24 protein-coding genes are annotated in these 25,936 nt (G+C 47.3%); 7 read left to right on the top strand and 17 right to left on the bottom strand.

Annotated elements, in window-relative coordinates; all coding sequences use genetic code 11:
• Positions 1 to 179 precede the first annotated feature (179 nt).
• The 5 genes from E7747_RS01745 to dnaB all read right to left on the bottom strand — a co-directional run bounded on the left by E7747_RS01745 (position 180) and on the right by dnaB (position 7,808).
• On the bottom strand, positions 180 to 2,999 hold the full coding sequence (locus E7747_RS01745; protein ID WP_455550228.1) for a M16 family metallopeptidase: 2,820 nt from the start codon (positions 2,997 to 2,999) through the stop codon (positions 180 to 182).
• Between the two features lie 123 nt (positions 3,000 to 3,122).
• Entirely contained in the window at positions 3,123 to 3,899 is a 777-nt protein-coding gene (locus E7747_RS01740; protein WP_136413743.1) for a hypothetical protein, read from the bottom strand.
• Between the two features lie 158 nt (positions 3,900 to 4,057).
• On the bottom strand, positions 4,058 to 4,837 hold the full coding sequence (mazG, locus tag E7747_RS01735; protein WP_136413740.1) for a nucleoside triphosphate pyrophosphohydrolase: 780 nt from the start codon (positions 4,835 to 4,837) through the stop codon (positions 4,058 to 4,060).
• A gap of 228 nt (positions 4,838 to 5,065) precedes the next feature.
• The gene (locus E7747_RS01730; protein ID WP_136413738.1) at positions 5,066 to 6,124 is read right to left on the bottom strand and encodes a leucine-rich repeat domain-containing protein; all 1,059 of its coding nucleotides are present in this window, start codon (positions 6,122 to 6,124) and stop codon (positions 5,066 to 5,068) included.
• 115 nt (positions 6,125 to 6,239) lie between these two features.
• Positions 6,240 to 7,808 carry a replicative DNA helicase gene (gene dnaB, locus E7747_RS01725; protein ID WP_123613017.1) on the bottom strand — a complete coding sequence of 523 codons (1,569 nt, stop codon included), beginning with the start codon at positions 7,806 to 7,808 and terminating at the stop codon, positions 6,240 to 6,242.
• A 1,099-nt stretch (positions 7,809 to 8,907) separates the two neighbouring features.
• On the opposite strand from dnaB, the gene ispE reads away from it, so the two are divergent.
• From ispE to E7747_RS01705, 4 genes are all read left to right on the top strand, one after another.
• Positions 8,908 to 9,732, top strand: coding sequence for a 4-(cytidine 5'-diphospho)-2-C-methyl-D-erythritol kinase (gene ispE / locus E7747_RS01720; RefSeq protein ID WP_136413736.1), 825 nt, complete (start codon positions 8,908 to 8,910; stop codon positions 9,730 to 9,732).
• A 186-nt stretch (positions 9,733 to 9,918) separates the two neighbouring features.
• Positions 9,919 to 10,530, top strand: coding sequence for a nucleotide exchange factor GrpE (locus tag E7747_RS01715; RefSeq protein ID WP_123613019.1), 612 nt, complete (start codon positions 9,919 to 9,921; stop codon positions 10,528 to 10,530).
• 17 nt (positions 10,531 to 10,547) lie between these two features.
• Complete coding sequence (gene dnaJ, locus E7747_RS01710) at positions 10,548 to 11,711, top strand: molecular chaperone DnaJ (protein ID WP_123613020.1); 1,164 nt, start codon at positions 10,548 to 10,550, stop codon at positions 11,709 to 11,711.
• 236 nt (positions 11,712 to 11,947) lie between these two features.
• A complete protein-coding gene (locus E7747_RS01705; RefSeq protein ID WP_136413734.1) occupies positions 11,948 to 13,006 on the top strand; it encodes a leucine-rich repeat domain-containing protein in 1,059 nt (352 codons plus the stop codon).
• Between the two features lie 136 nt (positions 13,007 to 13,142).
• On the opposite strand, the gene E7747_RS01700 is transcribed toward E7747_RS01705, so the two are convergent.
• From E7747_RS01700 to E7747_RS01685, 5 genes are read right to left on the bottom strand one after another with little or no spacing between them, the layout of a single operon-like run.
• Positions 13,143 to 13,502: a GntR family transcriptional regulator gene (locus E7747_RS01700; protein ID WP_123613022.1), complete on the bottom strand. Its 360-nt coding sequence runs from the start codon at positions 13,500 to 13,502 to the stop codon at positions 13,143 to 13,145.
• 34 nt (positions 13,503 to 13,536) lie between these two features.
• On the bottom strand, positions 13,537 to 14,139 hold the full coding sequence (locus tag E7747_RS01695; RefSeq protein WP_136413733.1) for a hypothetical protein: 603 nt from the start codon (positions 14,137 to 14,139) through the stop codon (positions 13,537 to 13,539).
• A gap of 14 nt (positions 14,140 to 14,153) precedes the next feature.
• On the bottom strand, positions 14,154 to 14,318 hold the full coding sequence (locus E7747_RS16435) for a hypothetical protein (RefSeq protein WP_168185184.1): 165 nt from the start codon (positions 14,316 to 14,318) through the stop codon (positions 14,154 to 14,156).
• Positions 14,319 to 14,322: 4 nt separating this feature from the next.
• A complete protein-coding gene (locus E7747_RS01690) occupies positions 14,323 to 15,171 on the bottom strand; it encodes an ATP-binding cassette domain-containing protein (RefSeq protein ID WP_136413731.1) in 849 nt (282 codons plus the stop codon).
• Positions 15,168 to 16,052 (bottom strand): TraB/GumN family protein, encoded by an 885-nt coding sequence (locus E7747_RS01685; protein WP_136413729.1) that lies wholly within the window; start codon positions 16,050 to 16,052, stop codon positions 15,168 to 15,170. Before E7747_RS01685 ends, E7747_RS01690 begins: the two co-directional genes overlap by 4 nt.
• Before the next feature lie 225 nt (positions 16,053 to 16,277).
• On the opposite strand from E7747_RS01685, the gene E7747_RS01680 reads away from it, so the two are divergent.
• Entirely contained in the window at positions 16,278 to 16,796 is a 519-nt protein-coding gene (locus tag E7747_RS01680; RefSeq protein ID WP_136413727.1) for a hypothetical protein, read from the top strand.
• Between the two features lie 23 nt (positions 16,797 to 16,819).
• Here E7747_RS01680 and bla read toward each other — a convergent pair whose 3' ends face one another.
• The 5 genes from bla to E7747_RS01655 all read right to left on the bottom strand — a co-directional run bounded on the left by bla (position 16,820) and on the right by E7747_RS01655 (position 22,275).
• Entirely contained in the window at positions 16,820 to 17,782 is a 963-nt protein-coding gene (gene bla, locus E7747_RS01675) for a class A beta-lactamase, subclass A2 (RefSeq protein WP_123613027.1), read from the bottom strand.
• A 12-nt stretch (positions 17,783 to 17,794) separates the two neighbouring features.
• Entirely contained in the window at positions 17,795 to 18,685 is an 891-nt protein-coding gene (locus E7747_RS01670; RefSeq protein WP_136413725.1) for a hypothetical protein, read from the bottom strand.
• Positions 18,686 to 18,712: 27 nt separating this feature from the next.
• Positions 18,713 to 19,519, bottom strand: a complete 807-nt coding sequence (locus tag E7747_RS01665; RefSeq protein WP_136413723.1) for a DUF4249 family protein — start codon at positions 19,517 to 19,519, stop codon at positions 18,713 to 18,715.
• 5 nt (positions 19,520 to 19,524) lie between these two features.
• Complete coding sequence (locus E7747_RS01660) at positions 19,525 to 21,648, bottom strand: TonB-dependent receptor plug domain-containing protein (protein WP_136413721.1); 2,124 nt, start codon at positions 21,646 to 21,648, stop codon at positions 19,525 to 19,527.
• A gap of 171 nt (positions 21,649 to 21,819) precedes the next feature.
• A complete protein-coding gene (locus tag E7747_RS01655) occupies positions 21,820 to 22,275 on the bottom strand; it encodes a Crp/Fnr family transcriptional regulator (protein WP_228449297.1) in 456 nt (151 codons plus the stop codon).
• A 173-nt stretch (positions 22,276 to 22,448) separates the two neighbouring features.
• On the opposite strand from E7747_RS01655, the gene E7747_RS01650 reads away from it, so the two are divergent.
• Positions 22,449 to 22,769: a DMT family transporter gene (locus E7747_RS01650; protein ID WP_136413718.1), complete on the top strand. Its 321-nt coding sequence runs from the start codon at positions 22,449 to 22,451 to the stop codon at positions 22,767 to 22,769.
• A gap of 5 nt (positions 22,770 to 22,774) precedes the next feature.
• A complete protein-coding gene (locus E7747_RS01645; protein ID WP_123613032.1) occupies positions 22,775 to 23,260 on the top strand; it encodes a pyridoxamine 5'-phosphate oxidase family protein in 486 nt (161 codons plus the stop codon).
• A gap of 21 nt (positions 23,261 to 23,281) precedes the next feature.
• Here the strand turns inward: E7747_RS01645 and E7747_RS01640 are convergent, their stop codons facing one another.
• Positions 23,282 to 24,055 carry a class I SAM-dependent methyltransferase gene (locus E7747_RS01640; RefSeq protein ID WP_123613033.1) on the bottom strand — a complete coding sequence of 258 codons (774 nt, stop codon included), beginning with the start codon at positions 24,053 to 24,055 and terminating at the stop codon, positions 23,282 to 23,284.
• 84 nt (positions 24,056 to 24,139) lie between these two features.
• Entirely contained in the window at positions 24,140 to 25,720 is a 1,581-nt protein-coding gene (locus E7747_RS01635; protein WP_136413716.1) for a sigma-70 family RNA polymerase sigma factor, read from the bottom strand.
• Between the last annotated feature and the right edge of the window lie 216 nt (positions 25,721 to 25,936).

The raw sequence follows: 25,936 nt of genomic DNA, 5'->3' as shown, positions 1-25,936 counted from the left end.
ATGATATAATAATGATATTTCCTAATAAGAGGCAAAGTTAATATTTTCAAACTAAAAAAGCCTAAATATTGAAAAGCAAAATGCTTGGACCGAAGTATATTTTTAGCTAAAAAAACAAAAAACGGAGCATGACGTATGAGGTGTCATGCTCCGTGATTGGTGAAGTCGGTTATTTGCGTTTATTTTTCGGGGGCAAGGATAACGACGCGGTAATTGTTCTGGGCATTAAGGGCTTTCATGAAGTCCATCACATCCTGAACCGTGATAGAGTTTACTGTGTCGACATTTCCGTTGAACGTGTCAACGCCATTGGCCAGTGTGCCGAGGATTGCAGAACGCCATGCAGGGTTCTTCTCTCTGTTTTCGGTGAACACTTTTACCATATATTCCTTGATCGGATTTAGTTCATCGGGGGTCACGTTGGTCTCCATGGCTTTGAATTCGCCTTTGATGAAGGGGAGGACTTCGTCTTTCATTTCAGGCTTCATCGGGAATGATGTCATGAGGGAGGCCGGTGAGAGTCCTGTACGGTCGAGCTGTCCGCTTGCGCTGATAGAGTAGACGGCGCCCATATCCTCACGGACTGTCTTTATAAGACGGTTTGTCAGAATCTGACCTGCGATAGAGGCGAGCAGCGAATTTTTTGGAGTGAATTCCATATCGCCTTTTTCGATGATCGCAACGTGGGTCTGAGGTGTCGACATCGGAGTCGAGAATGTATCAGTCTTGTCGCCGCCCTTCATGAAGAATGCGGGATTGTAGGATTTCACTTCCTTTACAGCTGTCTTTTCGTCGCCGGGGAGCGAGGCGATATATTTTTCAACCATCGGACGGAGTGTTGCCGGATCGACATTGCCGACAAAAATGAATGTCCAGTCAGCAGCGTTGGCAGTCATCGCGTGAGCAACTTCAAGAATCTGATTGCGCGATGCTTTCTCAATGATGGATGAATTGATGGCCTGATTGCGCGGAGAGTCATAGAGGGTAGAGAGCAGTGATTTCTGGAAAATATATTCAGGGCTCTTTTCCTGATTTGCGAGGATACCGCTGTAGGCTTTCTGGAGAGCTGCGAATTCATCTTCTGTAAATTCTATGTCCTTGAAGCCCATGTAGACCATTTCCATAAGAGTGGGGAGGTCCTTTGGTGTTGCCGAACCGCCCATTGAACGGCTGTAGTTGCTGAAGCTTATATAGAGCGAAGCCTGCTTTCCGGCAGTATATTTGCTGAGATCGGTGTTGGTGTAGGAACCGAGGCCATAAGCTTGCATTGCAACAGGAAGGAACATGAGCGAGTTGTCGTAGTCAGCTGAATAGTCGGCATATCCACCGTTGGCATAGGCTGTGAAAAGAATTTCGTCTTCCTTGAATTTGGTTGATTTGATGATGACTTTAGCACCGTTTGAAAGAGTCCATTCGGTAGTTCCCCACTTTTCATTATTCACGGTTGAGGTAACAGTACCGGCTACCGGGTCGGAGGGTATGAGAGGTTCGGATTTCACTTCGTCGACAAATGCTTCGATAGTTTCCGCATCTACCGAAGCAAGTGCGTCAGCCAGCTGCTGTTCGGTCGGATTGGTCATTCCTTCGGCTTCAGGACACAGCACCATGAGAACGCGGTTGTCGGGCGTGATGGCCTGTGACATTGTCTGGTTGATGACCTGTACGGGGATGCTCATTGCTATCTGCTGGATCAGTGGCCATTCAGCCTCGATTCCGGGAATAGGATCGCCATCCTTGAAGTTGCCGACATATTCGCTTACAAATGTGCTGTTTTCACGGGTGTTGCGGTTGTTGTAGACACGTTCGATTGATGAGATGTATTCGTTGCGTGCGCGTTCGTATTCACTCTGAGTGAAACCTCCGCGCTGTGCGCGGAGCACCTCGCGGTAGACGGCCTTCAGAGGTTCGATGATATCGTTGCCCTTGGCGACAGCTGAGGCGGTAAGAGCATCCTTTACTTTCGACGAGAGGAAGAAGCCTCCGAAATTGACACCGGCCCCGGCAAATGGAGCGTCAGGCTTGGATGAGATTTCAGAGAGGCGGTTGTTGATCATAGCGCCAATCATGCCCTCGATGTAGCTTTGCGCATAGTACATGGGGGTGTTTTTCATCTCTTTGGGGAGAGGATCGGAAATGAACATGAGCTGGCCAATGAGAGTCTTCTGCTCGGGGTCGCTTCCGATGGCATAAATAGTGCCCTTATGGTCGGGGACAGGTTCGTATTTACGTTCTGCCGCATTTTCAGGCATCTCGATTGACGAGAACATTTCTTTTATTTTACCTTCGATGCGGTCAACATCGATGTCGCCTACGACAACAACTGCCTGCTGGTCGGGACGATACCATTTTTCATAGTAGTCGCGGAGAGCCTGCGGAGCGAAATTATCGACAACCTCCATTGTTCCGATAGGAAGACGATGTCCATATTTAGATGTGGGATAGACAATCGGGAGGAGTTTTTCGATGATACGCATCTGTCCCTGCATCGAACGACGCCATTCTTCATGGATGACACCACGCTCCTTGTCGATTTCTTTCGGATCGAGAGTCAGGTCATTGGCCCAGTCGTGGAGAATGAGGAGACAAGAGTCCTGTACACTTTCGCGTGCGACGGGGACGTTGTTGATGTTATAGACGGTTTCATCGACACCGGTATAGGCGTTTAGGTTCGCACCGAATTTCACGCCGATCGATTCGAGCCATTCGCGAAGCTGGTTGTCGGGGAAATTGGTGGTGCCGTTGAAACACATGTGTTCGAGGAAGTGTGCGAGACCGCGCTGGTTGTCCTCTTCGAGAATCGAACCTACATTCTGTGCGATGTAGAAATCAGCCTGTCCCTTGGGGTATTCGTTGTGGCGGATATAATAGGTCAGGCCGTTTGGCAGTTTGCCGATGCGCACTGCTGTGTCAACGGGAAGCGGTTGGAGCATTGGGTTCTGACCCTGAGCTCTGACTATGCCGGGGAAGAGCACACACGCAAGGAGCACGAGCACCGACATCAGTCTGGATGTAGCTTTCATAATGATGAATGGATAAAAAATGAATGGTTTAATAGTTATTATGGTATATTAGACGTAAGCATATTATTAAAAGTTACGCAATTAAAATTGTTTTAACTAAATTTAATACTCTGTCGCGGCGCTCAATTCAGGGATTCTTGCCATAATGGCCGCATGGTTGCGCAAGACGGCTTCCGCTTCATTGGCAAGATAAGGGACTGGGACAATGTAGGCCATCGAATAGTCAGGATGGAATACTCCGAGTTTCAGATGGCTGACCTGTATTCCGTAACAGTGTTCAAGGATGTAGCGGTAGATGCTCAACTGTAGGGCATAGTGGTGGAATGAACAGTCGTGGAGATGATTGACGGGATAGAAGCCTCGCTTTCCGTAACGGTTGGTCTGTTCGACAGAGCCATCGGCTGCGATGAGTTTCTTAGACCGTTTCCAGTCATAGATATTGAAAGTCCCGTCAGGACGGCGTTCAAGAAAGTCGAGAGTACCGGCGACTCCATATTCTTCCATATATATGCGCCATTCGCTGCGATAGGGGTAGAGGCGTTCGGCTGCTGCGAAGTGACGGAACAGGGTATAGGCATCTCCGTCATCTCCGGCATCATCACCGAGATAATATCGTTCGATTTTCTCGTGCATTTCAGTGCCAAGTGTCCGTGAGCGGCGCGCGTTGTCCTCCCATTTCGCTTTTAGTTCTTCAGGGGTGAGTCCCATGGCCGGAGCTTTGCGTAGCGCCCAGTAGTCGGCATCGAATTTCGGGAAGCAGTCTTCGACAATGTTGGTCACCGAGACGAGTGTGCGGTTGCCGAGGGTGTATGTATGGCTCTCGGCATCGAAATCAAGATAGGGGTCGCGCGGGTGAGCGTTGAGTTCGTTATAGTTCATCAGTCTGGTCTTTCAATAGTTCGGTAAAATTTGCATATTCAATTGAATATCAATAAGATACAACAATTCAATATCGATGCAAACTATTGTGTATCAGTGCGATACAGCTATGCCTGCTCAAAAATTACCGAACTGTTGGTCTTTGAAAAGAGGTGAGATTACAGATTTTTGGCCTCTTCCCAGATTGAATCCATCTCGGCAAGTGTCATGTCGCGGAGTTCTTTTCCCATTTCATGAGCTCGCTTTTCGAGATGATTGAAACGGGCAATGAATTTTTTGTTCGTTTTTTCAAGTGCGTTTTCGGGATTGATTTTATAGAGGCGTGCGGCGTTTATGACGCTGAAAAGCAGGTCGCCCATCTCTTCCTCCATCCGTTCGGGCGATTTTTCGGCTACGGTCTCTTCAAACTCGGCCATTTCTTCCCTTACTTTGTCCCATACCTGCTCTGGACGCTCCCAGTCGAAACCGACGTTTGATGCTTTTTCCTGAATACGGTCAGCCTTGATCATTGCCGGTAGCGCTGCGGGGACACCTGACAGTACGGTTTTGTTGCCACCTTTTTCCTTTAGCTTTAATTCTTCCCAATTGCGGAGCACATCGTCAGTTGAATTTACATCTGTGTCGCCAAACACATGTGGATGGCGGAAGATTAATTTTGTGTTAAGCGCATCGCAGACATCGGCGATGTCGAAAGCTCCTTTTTCTTCTCCGATTTTCGCATAGAAAAGCACGTGGAGCAACACGTCGCCAAGTTCTTTGCGGATATTGGTGTCATCTGAATTTATGAGTGCGTCGCAGAGTTCATAGACTTCCTCGATTGTGTTCGGGCGCAGTGATTCATTGGTCTGTTTAGCGTCCCAAGGACATTTGACGCGCAGGATGTCAAGAGTGTCGATCACACGTCCGAGCGCTTCTATTTTTTCTTCGCGTGTATGCATGGTTGATTCTTAGTGTTACAAGTTTAATTGCTGATGTATATGTTTTGTAGTAACTTGATGCACAAAGGTACGAAAACAAAGAGGTATATCCAACATACGGTTGAAATAAAAAACTCCGGCCGGTAGCCCCAAAAGGACTCCCGGCCGGAGAGTGTTTTATGTTTAGTGCGTCAATCAGTCCTTGATTGGGGATCGAGATCGGGTGTCAGGCTTTGCTGACGGCTGCGATCAGTAGTTCCACTGGCATGCCACCATGCGGAGGTTGTTGCAGGCTACGGTGCGCAGGTCGGTGATCGTGTTGAAGCGGCAGTTGATGTAGGTGAGCGCCTGGTCGAATGAGACATCGAGCATTGTCAGCTGGTTGTTGTTGCATAGCAGACGCTGCAGGAATGTCTGGTTGGAGAGGTCGAGCGAGGTCAGGTCGTTGTAGGAGCAGTCGACATACTGGATGTTGGGGCAGCCTTCGACTGAGAGGGTTGTGAGGTCGTTGTAGGAGCAGACGAGGTCGAGGAGCGCGTTGCAGTTGCGTACGCCGAGGGTGGTCATGTTGTTGTCGGAGCAGATGAGCGTCGCGAGCGAGGGCAGACCAGAGACGATGAAGTTCGTGATCTCGTTGTCGTCGACGTTGAGGTTCTGTAGGTTCTCGACTCCGGCGAGTGTCACGGATGACAGTTTGTTGTAGCCGCAGTAGAGGTTCTTGAGGTTGGTGCATCCGCTGACGTTGAGTACCTCGAGGTGGCAGCCCTGACAGTTGAGTGTCTTGAGGCTTGTGGTGTTGGCGAGGCTCAGCTCGACGAAGAGGTTGTTGGAGACGTTGAGGTTCTCGAGCATCGGGGTGTCGGAGAGGCTGATGTCGGTCAGGCGGTTCTTATAGACGGCCACTTTCTGGAGGCTCTCGCAGCCGTTGAGATCGATTTCGGAAATCTTGTTGCGTCCGGCGTTGAGTTCGGTCAGCTGGGCGCATTCCTCGACGCTGAGCGAAGTCAGGTCGTTGCGCGACACGTCAACTTTCTTAAGAGCCTTGAAACCGGAAAGGTCGAGAGCGCCGCTGAGCTTCTTGTCCTTCCATTCGATGGCTGTCACATGGCCGTTCTCGACGGTGACACCTTCGATAGAGCCGAATGAACCGATATTGGAAACCTTGAGCGCCGAGGCGTTGGTCCCGTCGCGGGAGGGTTCTGACAGGAACGCCTTAAGCTGCTTGGCTTCGTTCTTGTCTAGATTCTGTGCTGATGATGCAGCCACGCTTCCAAGCATGAGTGCAATGATTAATAACGCTTTTTTCATAAAACAATAGTTGATTTGTTAATTTTAATTATCTAACAAACCGTAGTTAAAAAAAGTTTTAAGAATGCGTTATTTATGGACGAAGGCACTAAAATCGAGGATGAGATGCTGACTGTCAGAACGGTGCAACATCGTCGGATGTCGCACCGAGTATGTCGGCAGAACCACCCGTAAAGGGGCTTGAGGAGGCAAATGAATCTGACGAGCCATCGTCGCCGGAATTCAGGCGCGACACTTTGCTTCCGCTTGTCATTTCGAGTTCGCCCTCCCAGTTTTCGAAACGCGCATAGCGCGATTTGAAGCGCATCTTGACATCGTCCACGCGGCCGCTACGGTGTTTTGCAACTATGAATTCGGCAAGTCCGCGAATGTCGTTACCGGCAGCGTCGACACCAGAGCGCAAGTAGTATTCCGGACGGTGGATGAAACATACGATGTCGGCATCCTGTTCGATCGCACCCGATTCACGGAGGTCGCTAAGCTGCGGACGCTTGCCGTCCTTGCTGTCAGCGCCACGTGACTCAACGCTTCGGTTGAGCTGCGAAAGGGCAACAATCGGGATGTTGAGTTCCTTGGCGAGCTGTTTTAGCGAACGTGAGATCATGGAGACTTCCTGTTCGCGCGAGCCGAATTTCATGCCTGAGGCATTCATGAGCTGAAGGTAGTCGATGATGATGAAAGACACATTGTGTTCGCGCACAAGGCGACGGGCTTTGGTGCGGAGTTCAAATATCGACAGTGATGCAGTGTCGTCAATGTAGAGCGGAGCGCTGTAGAGATTCTTTACACGCGACATCAGCTGGTCCCATTCCATCTGTGAGAGCTGTCCGCTCTTGATTTTTTCACCTTCGATTTCGCAGGTGTTCTGAATCAGACGGTTGACAAGCTGCACATTCGACATTTCCAACGAGAATATAGCCACCGGGATATTATAGTCAACCGCCATATTCTTGGCCATTGACAATACAAACGCTGTCTTACCCATCGCAGGACGCGCAGCGATAATTATAAGGTCGCTCCTTTGCCATCCCGATGTAAGCTTGTCAAGTTCATGATAGCCTGATTCAAGACCGGAAAGACCAGAAGTACGGTTGGCTGCAGTCTGGATTTGCTCAATCGCTGCATTGATGACAGGGTCAATCTGTGTGACATCTTTCTTTACGTTGCGCTGCGAGATTTCAAACAGTTTGCCTTCGGCTTCCTGCAACAGGTCGTCGACATCGTAGCTTTCGTCGAAAGCCTGAGCTTCAATCTGAGAAGCGAATTTAATAAGTTCGCGCGCGAGATATTTCTGCGCCACGATTCGGGCATGGAATTCAACGTGAGCGCCCGACGCCACACGCGATGTAAGTTCTGAAATGCGTAGAGGGCCGCCGGCTCCTTCAAGTTCGCCCATCAGTCGAAGTTTCTCGGTGACAGTCAGCATGTCGATGCTTTGCTGGGAAGCACCGAGACTCTGAATGGCAGCATATATCTTCTGATTGGCCGGTTCGTAGAATGATTCGGGCTTAAGAATATCACACACCACAGTATAGGCATCCTTTTCAAGCATCAATGCTCCGAGCACGGCTTCTTCAAGATCGTTGTCGCGCGGAGGGATGCGTCCTCCATGATCAAAGACTGAGACATGTTGCGGTTTCTGTCGGCCAGAGCGGGAGGTGTAACTGTTGGAGTCCTGTGGCATGATTGATGTCTATGGGGATTTGAGTTTAACTGTAGTGTGTGGAGGTGAGGGTTGTGAGAGTGGAGAATGTTTTCAGTTGCAAAGTTAAGGATTTTTTAGCTCCGAAATGGTGCGGTCATGCAAAATTAACTGCTAAAATCTGTCGTTTTGCTTTAAAAAATCATGGAGTTTGACGGCCTATTTGGCTGATTATGTGGAAACTGATTATTCCTTTTTTCTTGCTCGTCAAACTCAAAATCGTTTTGCTACAACACGATGCCAGCTAAAACCAATATTTTACTGTTAAACAGCCTCTGAATCTCCTCCCCACCTAACGGTCTCAGTTGTTATCTTGTCAAGATTTTCGACAGATTATAAATCCGCTATCGTTGTTACTGGTTTTCCTGCCTTGGATGAATAGTCTGCTGAATTATATTTATTTACATTGAAAGTTTGTCTTTAACCCAGCTCGCCAGAAAAACACGGCGACACCCACAGGAAGAGCCACGCAAAAGAAGAACGTCAAGAAACCCGGACAGGAGCAAATGACGATGAATATGATAAGTATTGCCCAAAGAATTATTCCTATCATGGTTGCATATTTAAGTGTTCGCTAAGGTACTAAAATATTTTGAATTTCGGTGAGATTTGTCAATAGAAATTATACATTCCCGGTGGTGTCGCTCCGCTGTGTGTACAACTCTCAGAGATTGGTAGCTCCTCACTTATTAAGTGCCTGACAAAGCCAAGTAACGTCGCAGAAGATTACTAATAAAATAATTGTCGTTTTGTTTTAGTGAACGTAGTTCATGACCTGACTGATTACTGACGATTCGAGTCGTTATCCGTGAATGCTTTGACATTTTTATTCTCTCGGAGTAGAAAGCTCACGGTTTATATGTAAATTTGCGCTGCATATTATTCATATACATTGGCAACCTTAAGATTTTATTTATGGTAATGCGACTGATAAAAGATGGCGGTTTAGATGTAAACCGCCAAAAGTGCTTTGGTTTTACCTTAAAATAAAAGTATATTATAAAGACTGGCGTTGCCTCGTGGGAAATATATGTACTTCAGAATTTAAACGAATTTATAAAGAGTTTTTTTACTTGTTGTCATGATTTTATTTCCAAATGCCAAAATCAATATCGGGCTTGACATCGTTAGCAAGCGTCCCGACGGTTATCATAACATCGAAACAGTCATGTATCCTGTTCCGTGGCGTGATGTCCTTGAGATAGTCCCGGCCAAAGGGAGCGAAACGACATTGACAGTCACCGGACGTGAGGTAAACTGTCCTCCGGAAAAAAATCTCGTAATGAAGGCTTATAATGCTCTTTCCTCACGAATCGGATTACCGCCTGTCGACATATATCTGCGGAAAATAATTCCTGACGGTGCCGGTCTTGGAGGAGGTTCGGCCGATGCAGCCTTCACACTTGTCGGGCTCAATCAGCTTTTTGCTCTTGGTCTGAGCGACAGGAATCTTGCCGATGTCGCTGCCGGGCTGGGAGCGGACTGTCCGTTTTTTGTCTATAACCGTCCGATGCTTTGTACAGGTATCGGAACTGAGTTCACCCCGGTCGACCTGAATCTTAAAGGTTATGGCATTGTCATTGTGAAGCCGGGAGTAAGCGTTCCGACCGCATTGGCCTACAGCCGTGTGACACCTGCTGAACCGACAGTAAGGCTTGCAGATAAAATTTCAGCTCCGCCTACGCAATGGCAGGGACAGGTTAAAAATGATTTCGAGGCATCGGTTTTCCCGGCCTATCCGTCTGTCAGTAAAATCAAGGACTGCCTCATAGAGCTTGGAGCGGTATATGCCGCTATGTCTGGCTCTGGCTCGGCGGTCTACGGAATTTTTGAAAGTGACATTTTGTCAGAAAGACTGACAGATCGTTTCCCTGGTTGCACTGTCTTTTCCGACAGGTTTGAATGATAGCCCAATGCACTCCTTTTTATTGGATGATTGAACGTTATCCACTGCCGGTTGTTGTAATTTAAAATCATTGTTGTGTCACCTTTGGCTTTTGCAGACAAAAAAAGATGTCTGTCAAAGGCTTTGGCAACATTTTTGATAGTGATATTATAATTAGTAAATATAGATAAAGATATAAGAAGCATTATGAGCCACAAACCAAATAATCCGAAAGACAAGAAAGAAGCTCCACAGCAGGAAGAAGCTGTTCTTGATGACGTTCAGGAGGCTTTCGACGAACAAAATTCCATAGAAGACGAGGAAAACGATCTGATTAATAAGCAGCTGTCTGATATCGATGCCCTCAACAAGCAACTTCAGGACGCGGAAGACAAACTTGCTAAGGAGAAGAAGGAATATCTTTTCCTAATGGCTGAATTTGACAACTTCCGCAAACGTACTGTCAAAGAAAAATCAGAACTCATCAAGAATGCGGCTGAAAATGTCCTCAAGGGTCTTCTGCCTATTGTTGATGATTTCGAACGTGGTCTCGAAGCAAGCGCCAAAAGCGATGATCCCGCATCTGTACGTCAGGGCATGGAACTGATTTATCAGAAACTTGTCAAATTCCTTGCTGCAAACGGAGTGAAACCGATCGAGAGCAACGGCAAACCCTTTGATGCGGAATATCACGAAGCCATTGCTATGGTTCCCGTGACAGATGAGTCGCAAAAGGGAATTGTCATAGACACCCCGTCAAAAGGCTATACTATCAACGATAAAGTGCTCCGCCATGCAAAAGTGGCCGTGGGCCAATAATACACCACACACTATTCATGGCTACTAAAAGAGATTACTACGAAGTGCTTGGAGTCGACAAGAATGCCGATGAAAAGACCATAAAAAGCGCTTACCGTAAAAAAGCCATCCAGTATCACCCCGACAAGAATCCGGGCGACAAGGAGGCTGAGGAGAAGTTCAAGGAAGCCGCTGAGGCTTACGATGTCCTCTCCAATCCGGAGAAGCGTGCGAAATACGACCAGTTCGGCCACAACATGGGCCCGCAGGGCTTCCCGGGCGGAGGTGGCGGATTCCATGCTGGAGGTTTCTCGATGGAAGACATCTTCTCGCAGTTCGGCGACATCTTCGGAGGAGGCTTCGGAAACATGGGTGGATTCGAGACGGCCGGCGGACGCACCCGTCGTCGTCAGCGCAGAGGTTCCGACCTGAGAATCAAGGTCAAGATGACTCTTGCCGAGATAGCTACAGGCGTTACAAAGACACTCAAGATTCCTACTCTTGTAAAGGATACCCACTGCGACGGCACAGGTGCGAAAGACGGCACGGCTTTCACTACATGTCCGACTTGTGGCGGTTCGGGAACAGTGCTGCGCCAACAGCAGACTCTGTTCGGCCTTTCACAATCAGCTGTGGAATGTCCGCAATGTAAGGGTGAAGGCAAGATTATCACTGACAAATGTCAATATTGTCATGGAGAAGGCGTAGTCCGCGAAGACCGTACAGTAACATTTACAATCCCTGCCGGCGTTGCAGACGGCCAGACTCTTACTGTCAAGGGTCAAGGTAATGCTGCCATTCATGGCGGTGTCAACGGCGACCTGCTCGTTGTCATAGAGGAAATAAAGAATCCGGAACTTATACGCGACGGCAATGATGTGATCTATAACCTCATGCTCGATATTCCGACTGCAGCTCTCGGTGGTTCTGTGGAAGTGCCGACCATCAACGGACGCGCACGTCTTAAGATTCCTGCCGGAACTCAGCCCGGCAAGGTGCTTCGTCTGAGAGGCAAAGGACTCCCGTCGACTGAAGGCTATGGAACAGGTGACGAACTTATCAATGTGATGGTCTATATTCCGGAAAATCTTACTGACGATGAAAAGAAGACCATCGAGTCTCTTCAGGGTAAGCCCAACATGACACCGAATGAGTCGACCAAGACCCGTATCTTCAGCAAGCTGAAACATATCTTCGAATAAGAAATCTAAGTCAGGTCTATCCGGCTTCAGATAAAAAATCAGTGGCATGTCTGCAGTAGACGTGCCACTGATTTTTTATTGCCGTCCGTTGGAAATTTATTTTCACGGAAAACATGAATCTGGCTTATCCAGGGCAGGGTTTGAGATTAGTTTGTCCTTATTTTTCAAACTTTTACAAAACTATTTACAAACAAGGTTTGTTAGATAATTAAAATTAACAAATCAACTATTGTTTTATGAAAAAAGCGTTATTAATCATTGCACTCATGCTTGGAAGCGTGGCTGCATCATCAGCACAGAATCTTGACAAGAACGAAGCCAAACAGCTTAAGGCGTTCCTATCAGAACCCTCCCGCGACGGAACCAACGCCTCGGCGCTCAAGGTTTCCAATATCGGTTCATTCGGCTCAATCGAAGGTGTCACCGTCGAGAACGGCCATGTGACGGCCATCGAATGGAAGGACAAGAAGCTCGGCGGCGCCCTCGACCTTTCCGGCTTCAAGGCACTTAAGAAAGTCGACGTTTCGCGCAACGACCTGACTTCGCTCAGCGTCGAGGGATGCGCCCAGCTGACCGAACTCAACGCCGGACGCAACAAGATTTCCGAAATCGATCTCAACGGCTGCGAGAGCCTCCAGAAAGTTGCCGTCTACAAGAACCGGCTGACCGACATCAGCCTCTCCGACACCCCGATGCTCGAGAACCTCAACGTCTCCAACAACCTCTTCGTCGAGCTGAGCCTCGCCAACACCACAAGCCTCAAGACCCTCAACTGTCAGGGCTGCCACCTCGAGGTACTCAACGTCAGCGGATGCACCAACCTCAAGAACCTCTACTGCGGCTACAACAAACTGTCATCCGTGACACTCGCCGGAGTCGAGAACCTCCAGAACCTCAACGTCGACGACAACGAGATCACGAACTTCATCGTCTCGGGTCTTCCCTCGCTCGCGACGCTCATCTGCTCCGACAACAACATGACCACCCTCGGCGTACGCAACTGCAACGCGCTCCTCGACCTCGTCTGCTCATACAACGACCTCACGACCCTCTCTGTCGAAGGCTGTCCCAACATCCAGTATGTCGACTGCTCATACAACGACCTGACCTCGCTCGACCTCTCCAACCAGACATTCCTGCAGCGTCTGCTATGCAACAACAACCAGCTGACAATGCTCGATGTCTCATTCGACCAGGCACTCACCTACATCAACTGCCGTTTCAACACGATCACCGACCTGCGCACCGTAGCCTGCAACAACCTCCGCATGGTGGCATGCCAGTGGAACTACTGATCGCAGCCGTCAGCAAAGCCTGACACCCGATCTCGATCCTCAATCAAGGACTGATTGACGCACTAAACATAAAACACTCTCCGGCCGGTAGCCCCCCAAAGGACTCCCGGCCGGAGTTTTTTATTTCGGTTTGTAATTAATCTTCTGATTCCTTATAGCGCTTCACGATTTCCTCAATCGGAATGTCGAGCAGACGCATTTCCTTGAACAATTCTTTAAGCGAAGTTTCGAAAAATTCTTTACGGCGCACATCGTTTACATGTTCGAGCGCGTCGGCGGTCAGATAGAAGCCCATGCCGCGTTTGGGAACTATAATACCTTCAGTCTGTAAAAATTCATAGGCTTTAAGCACCGTATGGCTGTTTACAGACAGTTGGACAGACAATTCCCTGACTGAAGGAACTCGTTCGCCGGCCGCCCACATTCCCGTCAGAATCTGCCCGAAACTATAGTCAATAATCTGTTTGTATATGGGTTTATTTGAATTGAAATCCATCTGAAAAATTTATTAATTGACCATAAAGGTGTTTTCATGCTTTGATTTCGCCCGCCTTTACGTGGCGGTAAATCATCACAGTGAGTATGATTGAATATACCGCAAGCAACACATAGATAATACCAAAAACGGATATCATGTTTTTGATAAGATCTGCGGGATTGTCAATCATTTTTGGATCGGCCGAAATATTAAAATAAGCGACGGTGCCACCGATTATGGCTGCGAGTATACTGCTTGCAAATAATATACCGAGCAAGCCGAGAAGACCTTTTACCACACGGTTGCGCACTGCTTTGAGCACGACATAGAGCACTGTGGCTATGATGGCGTAGCTCTGAACCAAGCTCAACGCTATAATTAGACTCCGTTCTGGAAGATCCATCATGTCTGAATCCAATTTGACACGCGCCCACATTATATCTTGTATAGTATATCCTGAATTGAGTATTCGGAATATGAATTCAAGGCTATACCATACGCCTTCGACAACCAATGGGACGGCAATTAATGAATATAGAATGTATACAAGCCATTTTTCAACCGGTTTTGCCGGGATAAGAGCCAGAAGCGTATCGTCGCGGCGTGCGAATGTCAGCGGGCTGAGATTGAGTGTGAGTCCGACGATGAAACTCAACAGGGTGTAGATTCCTACTTCATTACCCCGAGATAGATGGTTAACTGGACCAGCAAATAGCACACCAACGATGTCAGTGCGCTTACAACAAGGTAGACACGCATGGAATTCTTGAAAATCATGCCGAATGCAAACATGCGTCTCCATGAGAATTTATCAGAAAGCGTGGATATTTCCATTTTATCAGCCAATGTTTTGAGTTTGTCCGTTTATGATTTCAAGAATTTTTGTACGTGAATCGGACATAAGTGCCGAATAGAGCAGTCCATAGTTGAGGTCTGACGGTTCACCGCTTTTGTTGACGATGATAGAGTGGAAAAGACCCGCGCCTTGTTCCATGAACAGACTTCCGTAGGGTGGGATAGGAGTGGCTACACATGAAATTCGTTCAGAAATCTCCCATGTGGGTTTTGCCAGTATGAGTTTGCTGCGTGAAAGCACAAGCACTCCGTCATATAGTTCCCGTAGGTCTGACACGGTATGTGTCGAGATGATTACTGTCTGTTCCGGCGAGATGCAGCGGGCGAGTATGTGGCGCAATGCTTTTTTTGAATTTATGTCAAGGCCGTTTGCCGGTTCGTCAAGTAACAATACATCAACTCCGAGCGCGATAATGTAGGCTAAAAGAGTCTTGTGGCGCAGACCGAGCGATAGATGATTGAATGTCTCCGAACCGTTTAATTCAAATTCACGTAGATTCTCTTCGAAAGCCTCTTGCGAGTATCTCGGATAGAACTTGCTGTGGATTTTTGCGAATTCGCGGATTGACTTAGTCGGGATTTCCATTGTGTCGGGCATCATGAACACCCTCTTCAGTGTTGACGGCTCGCGTCGGGTCATAGTCGTTCCGTCAATCATGCAGCATCCTTCAGTCGGGATGAGCAATCCGGCTATCAGACGCAGAAGTGTTGTTTTTCCGGCTCCGTTTTCGCCGAGTAGCAGATGTATGCCTGACGGCACATCGGCCGTGACGTTGTCAATGGCGACAAGGCCACGGCGATATGCGTATGTAAGATTTTTCAGTTCAATCATTTTTCGACCGATTTTACAGTATAACCTTCTTTTCTAAGCAGACTGATGAGCCCCTTGTCGCCCGGAAGATGTCCCGCTCCGACTGCAATGAACACCGATGCGGTTGGGAGGAGTCCGGCTATGATACGCATCCAGTTGGCATTGCGTTTGTTAAGCATGCGTTCGCTCCATTCGCCGCTGTTTCCCGATTCCGGTTCTTCCATGATGGCAAGCATTGCGTTCAGGTCGCCTGAGAGATAGGCTTTTGCGAGCTTGATTGCTATTCCGCTTGCCTTTTCATCATTGCGCACCATATCCATCAGCTCATCGGCCTGTGTCAATATGGATGTTCCGAACATTGCCTTGCATTGGTCTTCAATGGTCTCGAAACCTCCGATTTCCTTGCCTGCGGCAGCTCCGCGCTTCTGGATTTCCCCATCAAGCTGTTTTGTCGGATCAAAATTGGGAAATGCTGCCTGACTTTGTGCGAGGGCTAGCACCATGTTTACCATGCCGGGTTTGAGTGTTGCCATCTGTGAAGCAGAGGCCATCGGGCCCATGTAGTGCTTGAGAACTTTGTCGAGAGAGTCGAGCTGGGCGGCTGAAAGAACAGAAGTCAGTGTGCTGTCCTGAGGAGCCATTGCGTATGTGAGCATCACCTGCTGTGATTGTGGTGTCTGTGCCTCGCTCATGACCATTTCGCCATATACCTTGTCGGCCGAAGCGAGAGCCGATGCAAATCCGGGGACGCTGTCCATGACGGAGACAGGAGCTATGTGGTGTGTGCCGAAAAGATATGAAGGTTTCGACAGTCCGTTGCCTGTCACCTCCCACAAGAGTTGGGCGTTGCTGACAAATGTGCCTATTGACGCTACGAGGATTGAAAGGAGAAGCTTTTTCATTGTTTCAGGTGTTATTGTGACGAATTTTTGTATTTGCAGTGATATGGTGTTTAGGTGTTGTACATGACTAACACACTGCAAAGGTATGTTACTTGTCGCAATTCACAAAATTTTTGCATGAAAATTTTTAATTTTTTGAAAAAGCTATGGTGAATATATTGTGGAGACAGTTGCTTTTCATTAACTTTGGCAAACTATTCAACAGCTTATAAATATCACGTTACAATGAAATTTTCAACCGTCTTTCATAAACACACATTTGCAATCTGTGCGACATTCTGCCTTGGTCTGATTTCAGTTTCATGCGGAAGTTCTTCGGGCGATAATTCAGGCAGTGACAGTGTGATGGCCCGGCAGGACTCAATAGCGGCAGTTTCCGCTCAGGCCGACGCTCTTCTTGAGGCGCGATGCGTTAAAGCAAACGCCCAGTTTCCTCTGGTGATTGATGATTTCACATCGCAGACCGCAGTCGAAGTCCTCCCGGAAAATATGGTCCATACGTTTTCAATTGACGAGAAGAAGCTTGGATTGGAACTTGACGATCCGAAGGTGTCAAAAGATGCCCTTTATCAAGGGATAATTGAAGCATTGCGTGTAAATAAATCCGATTCGACAATGTTGTCTGAAATGCAGGCTCTTGTGACAACAGGCCGTGGACTGCTTTATAAATATAACGGTTCTAAATCCGGCAAGACCATAGAGGTAGAAGTAGCTCCTGCTACATTAAAAGAAATAGTTGAGTGAATAGATTCCACTCAACTTTCATTTTAATGATTATTTCTCGACTGTTCCAGTAGCGAGTACACCGTTGCTGATATGCGTGCGATTGCCTTTGCAGCTTCTGATTCATTTCCTTTGAAGTCTTTTACAAAGACGGCTAATGAGTAGCATGTATTATCGGGCAAACTGATATAGGCAACATCGTTGTGGGCTGCCAGCACACCGTGTTCGTTGGTATAGCCCGACCCTGTTTTATGCCCGATGGTAACACCGGCTTTGTCAAGCAACGGAGCGGAGATTCTGTCAACACCGGTCACACACTCTTTCAATGTGGCGGTGATGAAACTTTGTTTTTCGTGACTGACCAGACTGTCTGTAAACAATCGGTTCATCAGTATTGCCGCGCCGAGTGGAGAGGTGCTGTTGGCATAAGCCTTGTCATGATCAGCCGACATTTCCTCTTCCGTGTAAGCTATCTTAAAACTTGAACGTGGAATGATAGTGGCAATGAAACAGTCGGTGGCAGCCACATCAACCAGTTTTTTGAACATGAGATTGCTTGCGTTGTTATCGCTTTGGCTTAGCGCATAGCGCAATAAATCTCTGACCGGCAAAGAAATTACATTTTCATGGTGCTCCTTCAGCATAGGACTCCACGTATTAGCGTCAAGTTCATCTCTTTGTATGGTCATCAATGAATCGAGAGATATTCCTTTGTTGTCGAGATCATCGCATACGGCTAATGCCTGATGAGTCTTAAACACACTCATCATGGGATAGATGTTTTCGTTATTGACAGTGATTGTATCCGTGTTATTGATTATCACGGCTACTCCGATTTCGCCGGGATAGTCATCTACGATTTTAGTGATTGAATCAGCCATACCCATATAGTCCGATACGTGGCCGGCGCTGCTTGCGGACCGGTGTGTCAATCTCACTGAAATGGCTATTAAACAGATTATAAGAATGCTTGATAGCAATAAGCGGGTTTTGTGAATCTTCTCCATGTTGTAAATAATTTATCTTACCGGTGGTGGTCCTGAGACGGGAGGTGCGATTGTCGGATTCATATTGCCGTGAGACTTCCCTTGATTGGATTTTATCAGCTGATAGAGTATGCCACCTACATCAAGACCGAGTTCTGCGTGTTTCGACAGACGGTAGTAGGGAATGACTATCGGTTGTGCCTCGTAACGATTGGTCATTGACGAACGATATGCCTGAGCACCGACTTTGACACCCCATCGATCTCCGATGCTGTAATCGACATATCCTCCGAAATTCGGTATCGCCGTGTAGCCCATCATTCCGGGTGTCATGCCGGCATGGCGGAAAGTGGTCGCATTGTTGAGTGATGTGTAGTAACTTCCGAACAGTGTCATGCTGACGCGGTCACTGAATCGGTAGGAAATTGATCCCCCGAATCCGAATATGGTCTGCAAGCCACCGAAATAGCCGTATTTCATCGCATCTCCGTGGGCTGTGAATGTGAATCGTCCTGCCTGTTGCATAAATATCAGTGAGCCGCTTTCAACGCCCATCATTCCGGGCAGCGATGCAGAACCTCCGCTGGCGAACAGTCCACCGCTGTTCCAGACGGCAATCCGGCCGTCGGTAGGGACGCTCATGGTGAACGGTTGCAGTTGAGTCGGATAGGGAGAGGGCAGTGACGGCTGTGACCTCGATATACCTCTGTCTATAAGACTGTCTTTGGGCGATAATTCCTGTCCGGCAATCGACGGTAGGGATGGAGAATCTGGTGTTTTGCCGTTTCCGACGGCTTCATTTCCATTCACAATGGAGTCCGGGATAGCTTTGACCGGAATATCCGGTAACGCATTCTGGCCGACGGCTGTCGTTCCCGACAGTCCGTATCCGGCAATAAGCATAAGAGAGAGAAACGTTTTCATATATTTTAGTTTATTATTTTCTGCATTTTACTTGTATTCCGGGATTTCGTCGGGGTGAAACACAATGGAGTCAGAAACAGGAGAGGTAGCCATAAAATAGCCGAGGCATTTGTCGCCACTGAACATTGCCGGACCGTTACTGCCATTCTGCAATGCTTCGAGATAGTCGTGCATAGCAAGTGAAATCGGCGATACGGTGACAGTGATGATATCGCCGTCAAAGAGCACCGTATCGTCATCTTCTTCATCCGTATCCCTGCGGGTGGTCATCGTTATGAACGTGCTCACACCATCTATGGCGTTTCGATCATCCATCTCCCCCCACATATAAATCTCCCCGTTGCGATAGAGTTTTATCCAATAACATTCGCTATCGTAGGTATCGTTGTCATAGAACTCACCCTTTAATACAGCCACGTCGTCGTAAGGCATCTTTATCCAGTTGAATTCGAGGCTTTTGATTTCTGTGGGAGGATACATTGTTGCGTCGGCCTCGTAACGGAAGCCGGCACGCTCCACTGCCAGACGGTAGTCATGTCCTGTTATACCCGGTGTCGGGTCGACGAAAAATCCTTCGGAATCAGTGTGGAGATCATAAACCGTTCCGTCAGTCAGATCGGTCAGAGTTACCACCGCGTCTGTGAGCAGTGTCCGGTCCATAGGCTCGTCCATCGGAGTCGTGTAGGTGATACCTACTTTCGCGCCGTCAGGGGTCAGTTGCGCCTCGATGACTGTCAGTGGGGCTATATCATGATATTTGAGGTCGAGTTCCTTCTCGCACGACACAAGCAGTAGGGGCACGCACAGAGCTGATATAATGCTATGTAGTTTCATAAGTGTCAGAATTTAAGTGTGTAGGATACGGATGGTACGAGACCATACATGGCATGAAGAACCGCGCGTGTGCCGGAAGGCTTGGAGGAGTCGTCTTCGAAATAGACCACATACGGATTGTAGCGGCAATATGTGTTATAGATACCGAAAGCCCATTCGTATGTGAGATGCTTTCCGATGTGGGTATATTTTGCGGAAAGATCGAGCCGGTGGGTCGGAGGTGCCATGTATGCGTTCCTCTTTGAGTAGTAATAACAGGTCTCTCCTCCTATCTCATACTTTACATCGGGGGCTGTCAACGGCTGCCCTGACATGAAAATCCATGAAGAAGAGAGATTCCATCGGTCGGTCAGCCGGTAGATAGCCGTGAGGGAAAAGTCATGGCATCGGTCGTTGGTGGCATTATACCATCGGTCGTCATTAATGCCCGGTATTTTGGTCTCGGTACGGGAAATGGTGTATGACACCCATCCTGTGAGTCGTCCTGTATTCTTACGAAACATGAATTCGGCACCATAACTCCGGCCACGTCCGCCAAGTATGATGTTTTCAATCATTATATCGGAGAATGAGCTTTTTCCATCCTTGTAGTCGTAGACATTATCTATAGTGCGGTAATAGCTTTCGACCGACCAGTCAAACGCTCCGTTGCCGGTCATGCCGCTATAGCCGATGCCGTATTGCTGTGACCGTTCCGGCTTTACAGTGGCCGATGTCAAGGCATATCTGTCAAAAGGGAACGACGTTGCGCTTGAGCGTATAGCGTGAAGATTCTGCGTCGATACGCCGAACCCCGCCTTAACGTTGTGGAGGTGCGTGATGTCGTATTTCAGATTTATACGGGGTTCGACTTCTATGTAGGTTTTGCCGTCGTCAGATTGATCGGTGGTCTGGCTTGTGGTCTGTAACTTATGAAACCGGCTTTGCGAAAGTGTGGATGAAACGTTGAGACGTAGACCTGCGGTGACATCAAATTTTTCGGCAAACGAGCCTGAGTATTCAGTCCAAGCGGAGTTTTCCCAGAGCGACCGTATTTCCCGTTCGCGAGAGGCCATTAGCTCCCATTCGGCAGATTTTACTTTCAGAAGCTCAGACCGGAGTCCAAACTCCAGTCCTTGACCTTCAGCAATACGGCAGTTTATCTTCTCGTTTAACGAATAATTATGGATATAGGTCCACATTGTCTCGTTCATGTCCATTATATCAGCGCCCATTTTCGGGTTGAAGTGGGTCAGCGCTACTGTTGTCTTGAACGAAAGATTATCACCCTTCATGGCTGTCCAGTTTAGTGAACCTCCGAGATTGCCCCAGTACATTCCCATCAGGTCGGCGACCGCCATGTTGTCGCGGCTGATGAAAAACGAGCCGTCAAGCAAATAATCCGAAGAAATGCGGTAACGCAGTTTTGCTGACACATCATAGAAGTTCATGACGGTGCTGCTGTATTGGGGAATCATCTTTAAGAAGGCATCCACGTATGAGCGCCGTGCATTGACCGCAAAAGATAGTTTGTCTTTTACGATTGGTCCTTCGGCCATAATCTTTGCTACAAGTATGCCGATAGTTGCTGAACAGTGATATTTTTCCATGTCACCGGGGGCGAGGGTAGTTTCAAGCACAGAGGAAGTGGCGTTGCCATACATTGCCGGTAGCGGCCCTTTGTGGAGCGTTGCGCCACCGAGGGCATTTTCGTTGAATGTGGAGAATATGCCCATTACGTGAGCCGGGTTGTAGAGTGATATACCGTCAAGCAGGACAAGATTCTGGTAGGCGTTGCCGCCTCTGACCTCGAATCCGCCACCACCGTCTCTCTCGCTGCGCACGCCGGGAAGCAAAGTGATTGACCTTATGATATCAGCTTCACCACCAAAGGCTGGAACCTGCATTATTTTTGACATTTCGAGCCGTTCTGAGCCAAGTCGTGTGTTGCCGATACGCTGGCGCGCAGAGTTACCGACGACGATAACTTCTTTGAGCTGCTCGGAAGCTATGCTGTCGCCTACGACTTCCGCAATGGCAGTTCCCATTGAGCCTGTCAGACATAAACCTAAAACAACTGTTTTCTTTACCATAAACCTACCGATTTCTATGATAGCCTTGCAAGTCCGGTGGCCTATCTTTTTCGACATGATGCAAAATTAGTGATAAATCACGAGATTTATACATCGGTAGAATAAAAAAGGTCGTCAAAGATACGACGGATTGCCTGTCATTCCCGGCCCAGTAATGAAGACATCAAAAGATTCAATAATCCTAATATTTCCGAATCCCATTAGCCTTGCTTCCGTCCTAATTTCCCTCTAATACGGCGGCGTTATGCCGAGGTATGACGCGAGCTTTTCGAGTGGGATGCGGTTTAGCAGCGCAGGGTTTTGATTGAGCAGATTTTCGTAGCGGTCTGAGGCTGTGGTCGAGAGATGAGGTATCAGGCTTCTCTCGGCTCGTATAATTTCTGTCTCAGCAAATTTCCTGCCCCAGTTGGCTATGTGTATGTCTGTCTTGTAGAGTCCGGCCAGTTTTTCCGACGGAATGCGGTAGAGCGCTGTCGGTTCGAGGGTGGCGATTGATTCGTAACCGGGCTGATGGTTGATATAGCTCTCCATTGATAATGCTACCGCACCTTCCTGACCTATACAGAAAGTTATCTCGCGTCCGTCGGTCAGGACATAGGCTCTCAACAGTCCGGATTTTACAAAATAGATATATTTTTCTATTCTATCCGCCTCGATTATGACTGTATTCCGGTCGAAGGCTATTTCATCAGCTTCGCATACGATTCTGTCAAGCTAATCTTCTAGCAAGGGATATATTTTGGTGAGAATTTCTCGTAGTTCCATAGCACGGCAAAGATACGGATTTATCAAATGATAAGAAAATATGCTGAATGAAGTAGTAATTTTGCAGTCTGATTTATGACTCTGTTATATTGATGAACTGGATTACTCTTATTATAGCCGGGCTAATGGAAGTTGCTTTTACCTTCTGTCTCGGCAAGACAAAGATAGCCTCCGCTCCGGGTCTCTATTATTGGTGGGGAGGATTTCTTGTCGCTCTCACTCTAAGCATGTATCTCATGGCACGGGCCGCGCGCACGATTCCGCTTGGTACGGTCTATCCCGTGTGGACGGGTATCGGTGCTGTCGGCGCGGTTATCGTTGGAATCTTGTTTTTCAACGAGCCGGTGACATTCTGGCGGATATTCTTTATAACTACCCTTATAATATCTATTGTCGGACTTAAAATGTTATGACCGCTATGCAACATAAAATGCGACGTTTCAAACAGCTTCTTCCCGAAGCGGAAACAAAAGAGATTCTGCGGATGGCCACTCACGGTGTCCTGTCACTTGTCGATGCCGACGGAATGCCTTATGGTGTGCCTCTGAGTTTTGTCTATGACGGTGGAGATATAATCTATTTCCATTGTGCATGTGCGGGTCATAAGATTGACTGTATATCGGCCAACGCATCGTGCTCTTTCTGTGTGGTCGCTCAGGATCTTATCGTGCCCGAAGAGTTCACTACCTATTTCCGCTGTGTCGTCTGCTTCGGTCGTGTTACTATTGTCAGCGACCGCGAAGAATTGGAAAAAGGTCTCCTCCTGCTCGCCGAAAAATATTCACCGGGCATTGACAGCGAGGCGGAAATCTCACGGTTCATAAACAATGTTGCCGTCCTGCGGCTCGAAATCACCGGGATGACAGGAAAAGAGTCGATAGAGCTTACCCGCTCCCGCCCATAAGCCATGTGGGTGAGGACTGTATTATCGTTGTAGGAGGTAAAAACAGCTTGTAGAAAAATAGTTGCGTAGATAACGCAAGCCAGATATGCCATGAGGTAATAAGCGTGGTTTCAAACCGAATTTTATCTCATAGTGCGGGTTTATAAAATAGAGACTGCGGTTCTTGATTCTGAGGCCGGAAGAGAAGACAAATCTTTCAAATTGTTCGATACTGATTCTATGTTCTTTTATGGCCAATATCTCAGAGATGCAGTTGGCTTTTTCGTTTCCGATTTTGAGTATGAATCTGTAGATTGCTGCCGGCAATAAATGGATGAAGGGCATTTTCGAGATATATTTGTTGTGACATATCTGCTGGTGGCCTCCGAATGGCATTTGCCATGCAGGGAAACCGATGAATGCCATTCCTTCCGGTCTCAGCAGTTCTGAAACTCTTGAGAGTAGTCTTTGCTTGTCGGCTATATGCTCGATGACATCATGGCAAATGACTAAATCGAAATGCTTGTCAAATTTCGTTTCAAATATGTCGGAACATATAAATTTTCCGTTGGCACGCTCTTTTTGAAAAAAAGATGTTGCATCTTTTATACGGTTGGTCGAAATGTCTACGCCTGTCACTAAATGTCCTGATTTTGCGAAAGGCAGAAGATTTCCTCCGTCTCCACATCCGATTTCGAGTATTTCCAGCTGTCGGTCAAGATTCATATTACCGGCGATATAAGGCATGAAATATTTTTCGCTGGTATACGCGAGTTCTGAAAAATATTGGCTTCGGTCTTTGTGTCTATGTTGCATGATTATGGTTAAGCTGGTTTTTTAGCGTTCACTCTAATGATGTCGGAAACGGACATATACTGCGTCTGCCTGATTCAAAAATAATCATATCTCATTTTGCAGACAGAAACGTATGCCTATGGGGATGTTGAACATCAGAGGTCGTTCCTGCCATGTAGTCGGTAATGAAGAATGGTTATCAGGATGATATGTCACTGATGGTTCGGTATAAATGTTAATACCGCGTGTCAGTCGGTACTCAATGCCGATTCCGCCTTCGATTGAAAATTGCAGACTCGGTTTAAGCATCGGTAAAGGGGTGTCGGTCGTGTTATGAATTGTCTCGCAGTGTGTGTTGACTGGTAAATCTATTTTACATCCGATTGTTGTATAGGCTGATAAACCGTCATAAGAAAATAGACTGTAATTCAGTTTAAGCGGTATTCCGACGAAATGGGCTGTAGTTTTCATTTCTGCATAATCATTGTCGCTCTCATATTCCAGTTTGCTTCTAAGACAGGTGTATGTCACACCTGTTTCGAGTGCGAGCCTTGGTGAGAGGCTGCGTGAGAAAGTTATACCAAATATCATTGGGAAATAATGATGGACTTTTCGTTCAACAAATTTCACGTTTGATGGCAGACCCGGCTGAAGAATATCAGATTCTGTTGTTGCTTTAATACAAGTATAACGCATGGTCGCACCAATGCTATATTTCTGCCATCCGGATTTGTTTTTTTCATCGGCTATATATGACGGAATATCTGATAAGTCGGTTGGTGAATCTATCATATCGCGTATGACGGTGTCAGTCGGTGCATGTGGCTGCATATTTTCTGTCATTTCTTCTTGATGGCGGTCATGTTTGTTTGGTGAAATGTCTTCTGTCGCTGTATCATGGCCGGATGGAGTGCATGATGAATTTCCCCCGATAGTAGCCTGTTGGCTTGAACTTTTTTTCGAAACAGCAGGTTCTGCCGTTGTCGCATCTACACCATTCCGCGTGACTTCAGACACAATTATATTTCCATAATTCAAATCAAAGTCTGTTGTTGATTTTGATTGCTGGTCAGGGATATCAGAATTGGATAAAACGGGTGGTTCAGGTCGATTTTTTAGGTACAGAGCTGAGAATGTGAGCATCGAGACCGACACCAGTATATACAGTTTCGCTTCTCGGTCGTTAATAAGTCGTCGCAACATCGCTTTGGCTCTTGCAAGTTGTGATGATGACGAATTCGGGGCTATGCCGAGAATTTCGCCAATCTCTTTGTGAGACTTGTTTTCAAATACAGCAAGTCTGAATATTTTCTGATACCCGGTTGGAAGTTTTCCGATGATTTCATCAAGTTCCTCGTAGCTCAGTTTGTTTTCAGTATATGGAGTATCTGTAATTTCCTCTTCTTCGTCAATAAGTTGTGTCGCTTCGAGATGCTTCAGATATTGCAGGGACAGATTTTTCATGATTGTTCTTATCCAAAATTCAAGTTTATCAGGATTTTTGAGTTTGCCTATATTGGCAAACACTATGATAAATCCATCGTGGAGCACATCTTCGGCTGCTGACAGATCCGTGACATAGCGTTTCACGAGCCGGAGCATACATGGCGAATAGATACGATAAAGCTCGGCCATCGCATCCTTATCACCATTTTCGCATCGCCTTATAAGATTGGTCATATTCATGTCGGTGAAAATGCACAGGGAGGCCGTTATGTAGCCCCCGCTCTATAACAAGAGCGTATTTTTTACTGAATACTGCATGTGACTGATGAAATTTTTTTGCCTGTTCTATTCATTGTCATTCCAAAAAGAGATTTAATATCCTATAGAGCATTGTATTTATTAATATAAAACCCGACCGCCGTTACAGGTATGGTTGCCATACCTGTAACGGCGGTC

The sequence above is a fragment of the Duncaniella dubosii genome, assembly GCF_004803915.1.
Lineage (GTDB): Bacteria > Bacteroidota > Bacteroidia > Bacteroidales > Muribaculaceae > Duncaniella > Duncaniella dubosii.
Note: the sequence above shows the minus strand (reverse complement) of the source record. Positions and strands in the feature narration are given on the sequence as shown.

Excerpts from the sequence above, each read along its gene's own strand:
- dnaB (WP_123613017.1), bottom strand. The coding sequence starts at position 7,808 with ATGCCACAGGACTCCAACAGTTACACCTCCCGCTCTGGCCGACAGAAA.
- bla (WP_123613027.1), bottom strand. The coding sequence starts at position 17,782 with ATGGAGAAGATTCACAAAACCCGCTTATTGCTATCAAGCATTCTTATA.
- E7747_RS01665 (WP_136413723.1), bottom strand. The coding sequence starts at position 19,519 with ATGAAACTACATAGCATTATATCAGCTCTGTGCGTGCCCCTACTGCTT.
- E7747_RS01745 (WP_455550228.1), bottom strand. The coding sequence starts at position 2,999 with ATGTCGGTGCTCGTGCTCCTTGCGTGTGTGCTCTTCCCCGGCATAGTC.
- ispE (WP_136413736.1), top strand. The coding sequence starts at position 8,908 with ATGATTTTATTTCCAAATGCCAAAATCAATATCGGGCTTGACATCGTT.
- E7747_RS01650 (WP_136413718.1), top strand. The coding sequence starts at position 22,449 with ATGAACTGGATTACTCTTATTATAGCCGGGCTAATGGAAGTTGCTTTT.
- E7747_RS01700 (WP_123613022.1), bottom strand. The coding sequence starts at position 13,502 with ATGGATTTCAATTCAAATAAACCCATATACAAACAGATTATTGACTAT.
- E7747_RS01690 (WP_136413731.1), bottom strand. The coding sequence starts at position 15,171 with ATGATTGAACTGAAAAATCTTACATACGCATATCGCCGTGGCCTTGTC.
- E7747_RS01705 (WP_136413734.1), top strand. The coding sequence starts at position 11,948 with ATGAAAAAAGCGTTATTAATCATTGCACTCATGCTTGGAAGCGTGGCT.
- E7747_RS01645 (WP_123613032.1), top strand. The coding sequence starts at position 22,775 with ATGCAACATAAAATGCGACGTTTCAAACAGCTTCTTCCCGAAGCGGAA.
- E7747_RS01685 (WP_136413729.1), bottom strand. The coding sequence starts at position 16,052 with ATGAAAAAGCTTCTCCTTTCAATCCTCGTAGCGTCAATAGGCACATTT.
- E7747_RS01670 (WP_136413725.1), bottom strand. The coding sequence starts at position 18,685 with ATGAAAACGTTTCTCTCTCTTATGCTTATTGCCGGATACGGACTGTCG.
- E7747_RS01740 (WP_136413743.1), bottom strand. The coding sequence starts at position 3,899 with ATGAACTATAACGAACTCAACGCTCACCCGCGCGACCCCTATCTTGAT.
- E7747_RS16435 (WP_168185184.1), bottom strand. The coding sequence starts at position 14,318 with ATGGAAATATCCACGCTTTCTGATAAATTCTCATGGAGACGCATGTTT.
- E7747_RS01680 (WP_136413727.1), top strand. The coding sequence starts at position 16,278 with ATGAAATTTTCAACCGTCTTTCATAAACACACATTTGCAATCTGTGCG.
- dnaJ (WP_123613020.1), top strand. The coding sequence starts at position 10,548 with ATGGCTACTAAAAGAGATTACTACGAAGTGCTTGGAGTCGACAAGAAT.
- mazG (WP_136413740.1), bottom strand. The coding sequence starts at position 4,837 with ATGCATACACGCGAAGAAAAAATAGAAGCGCTCGGACGTGTGATCGAC.
- E7747_RS01640 (WP_123613033.1), bottom strand. The coding sequence starts at position 24,055 with ATGCAACATAGACACAAAGACCGAAGCCAATATTTTTCAGAACTCGCG.
- E7747_RS01635 (WP_136413716.1), bottom strand. The coding sequence starts at position 25,720 with ATGAATATGACCAATCTTATAAGGCGATGCGAAAATGGTGATAAGGAT.
- E7747_RS01730 (WP_136413738.1), bottom strand. The coding sequence starts at position 6,124 with ATGAAAAAAGCGTTATTAATCATTGCACTCATGCTTGGAAGCGTGGCT.
- E7747_RS01660 (WP_136413721.1), bottom strand. The coding sequence starts at position 21,648 with ATGTCGAAAAAGATAGGCCACCGGACTTGCAAGGCTATCATAGAAATC.
- E7747_RS01715 (WP_123613019.1), top strand. The coding sequence starts at position 9,919 with ATGAGCCACAAACCAAATAATCCGAAAGACAAGAAAGAAGCTCCACAG.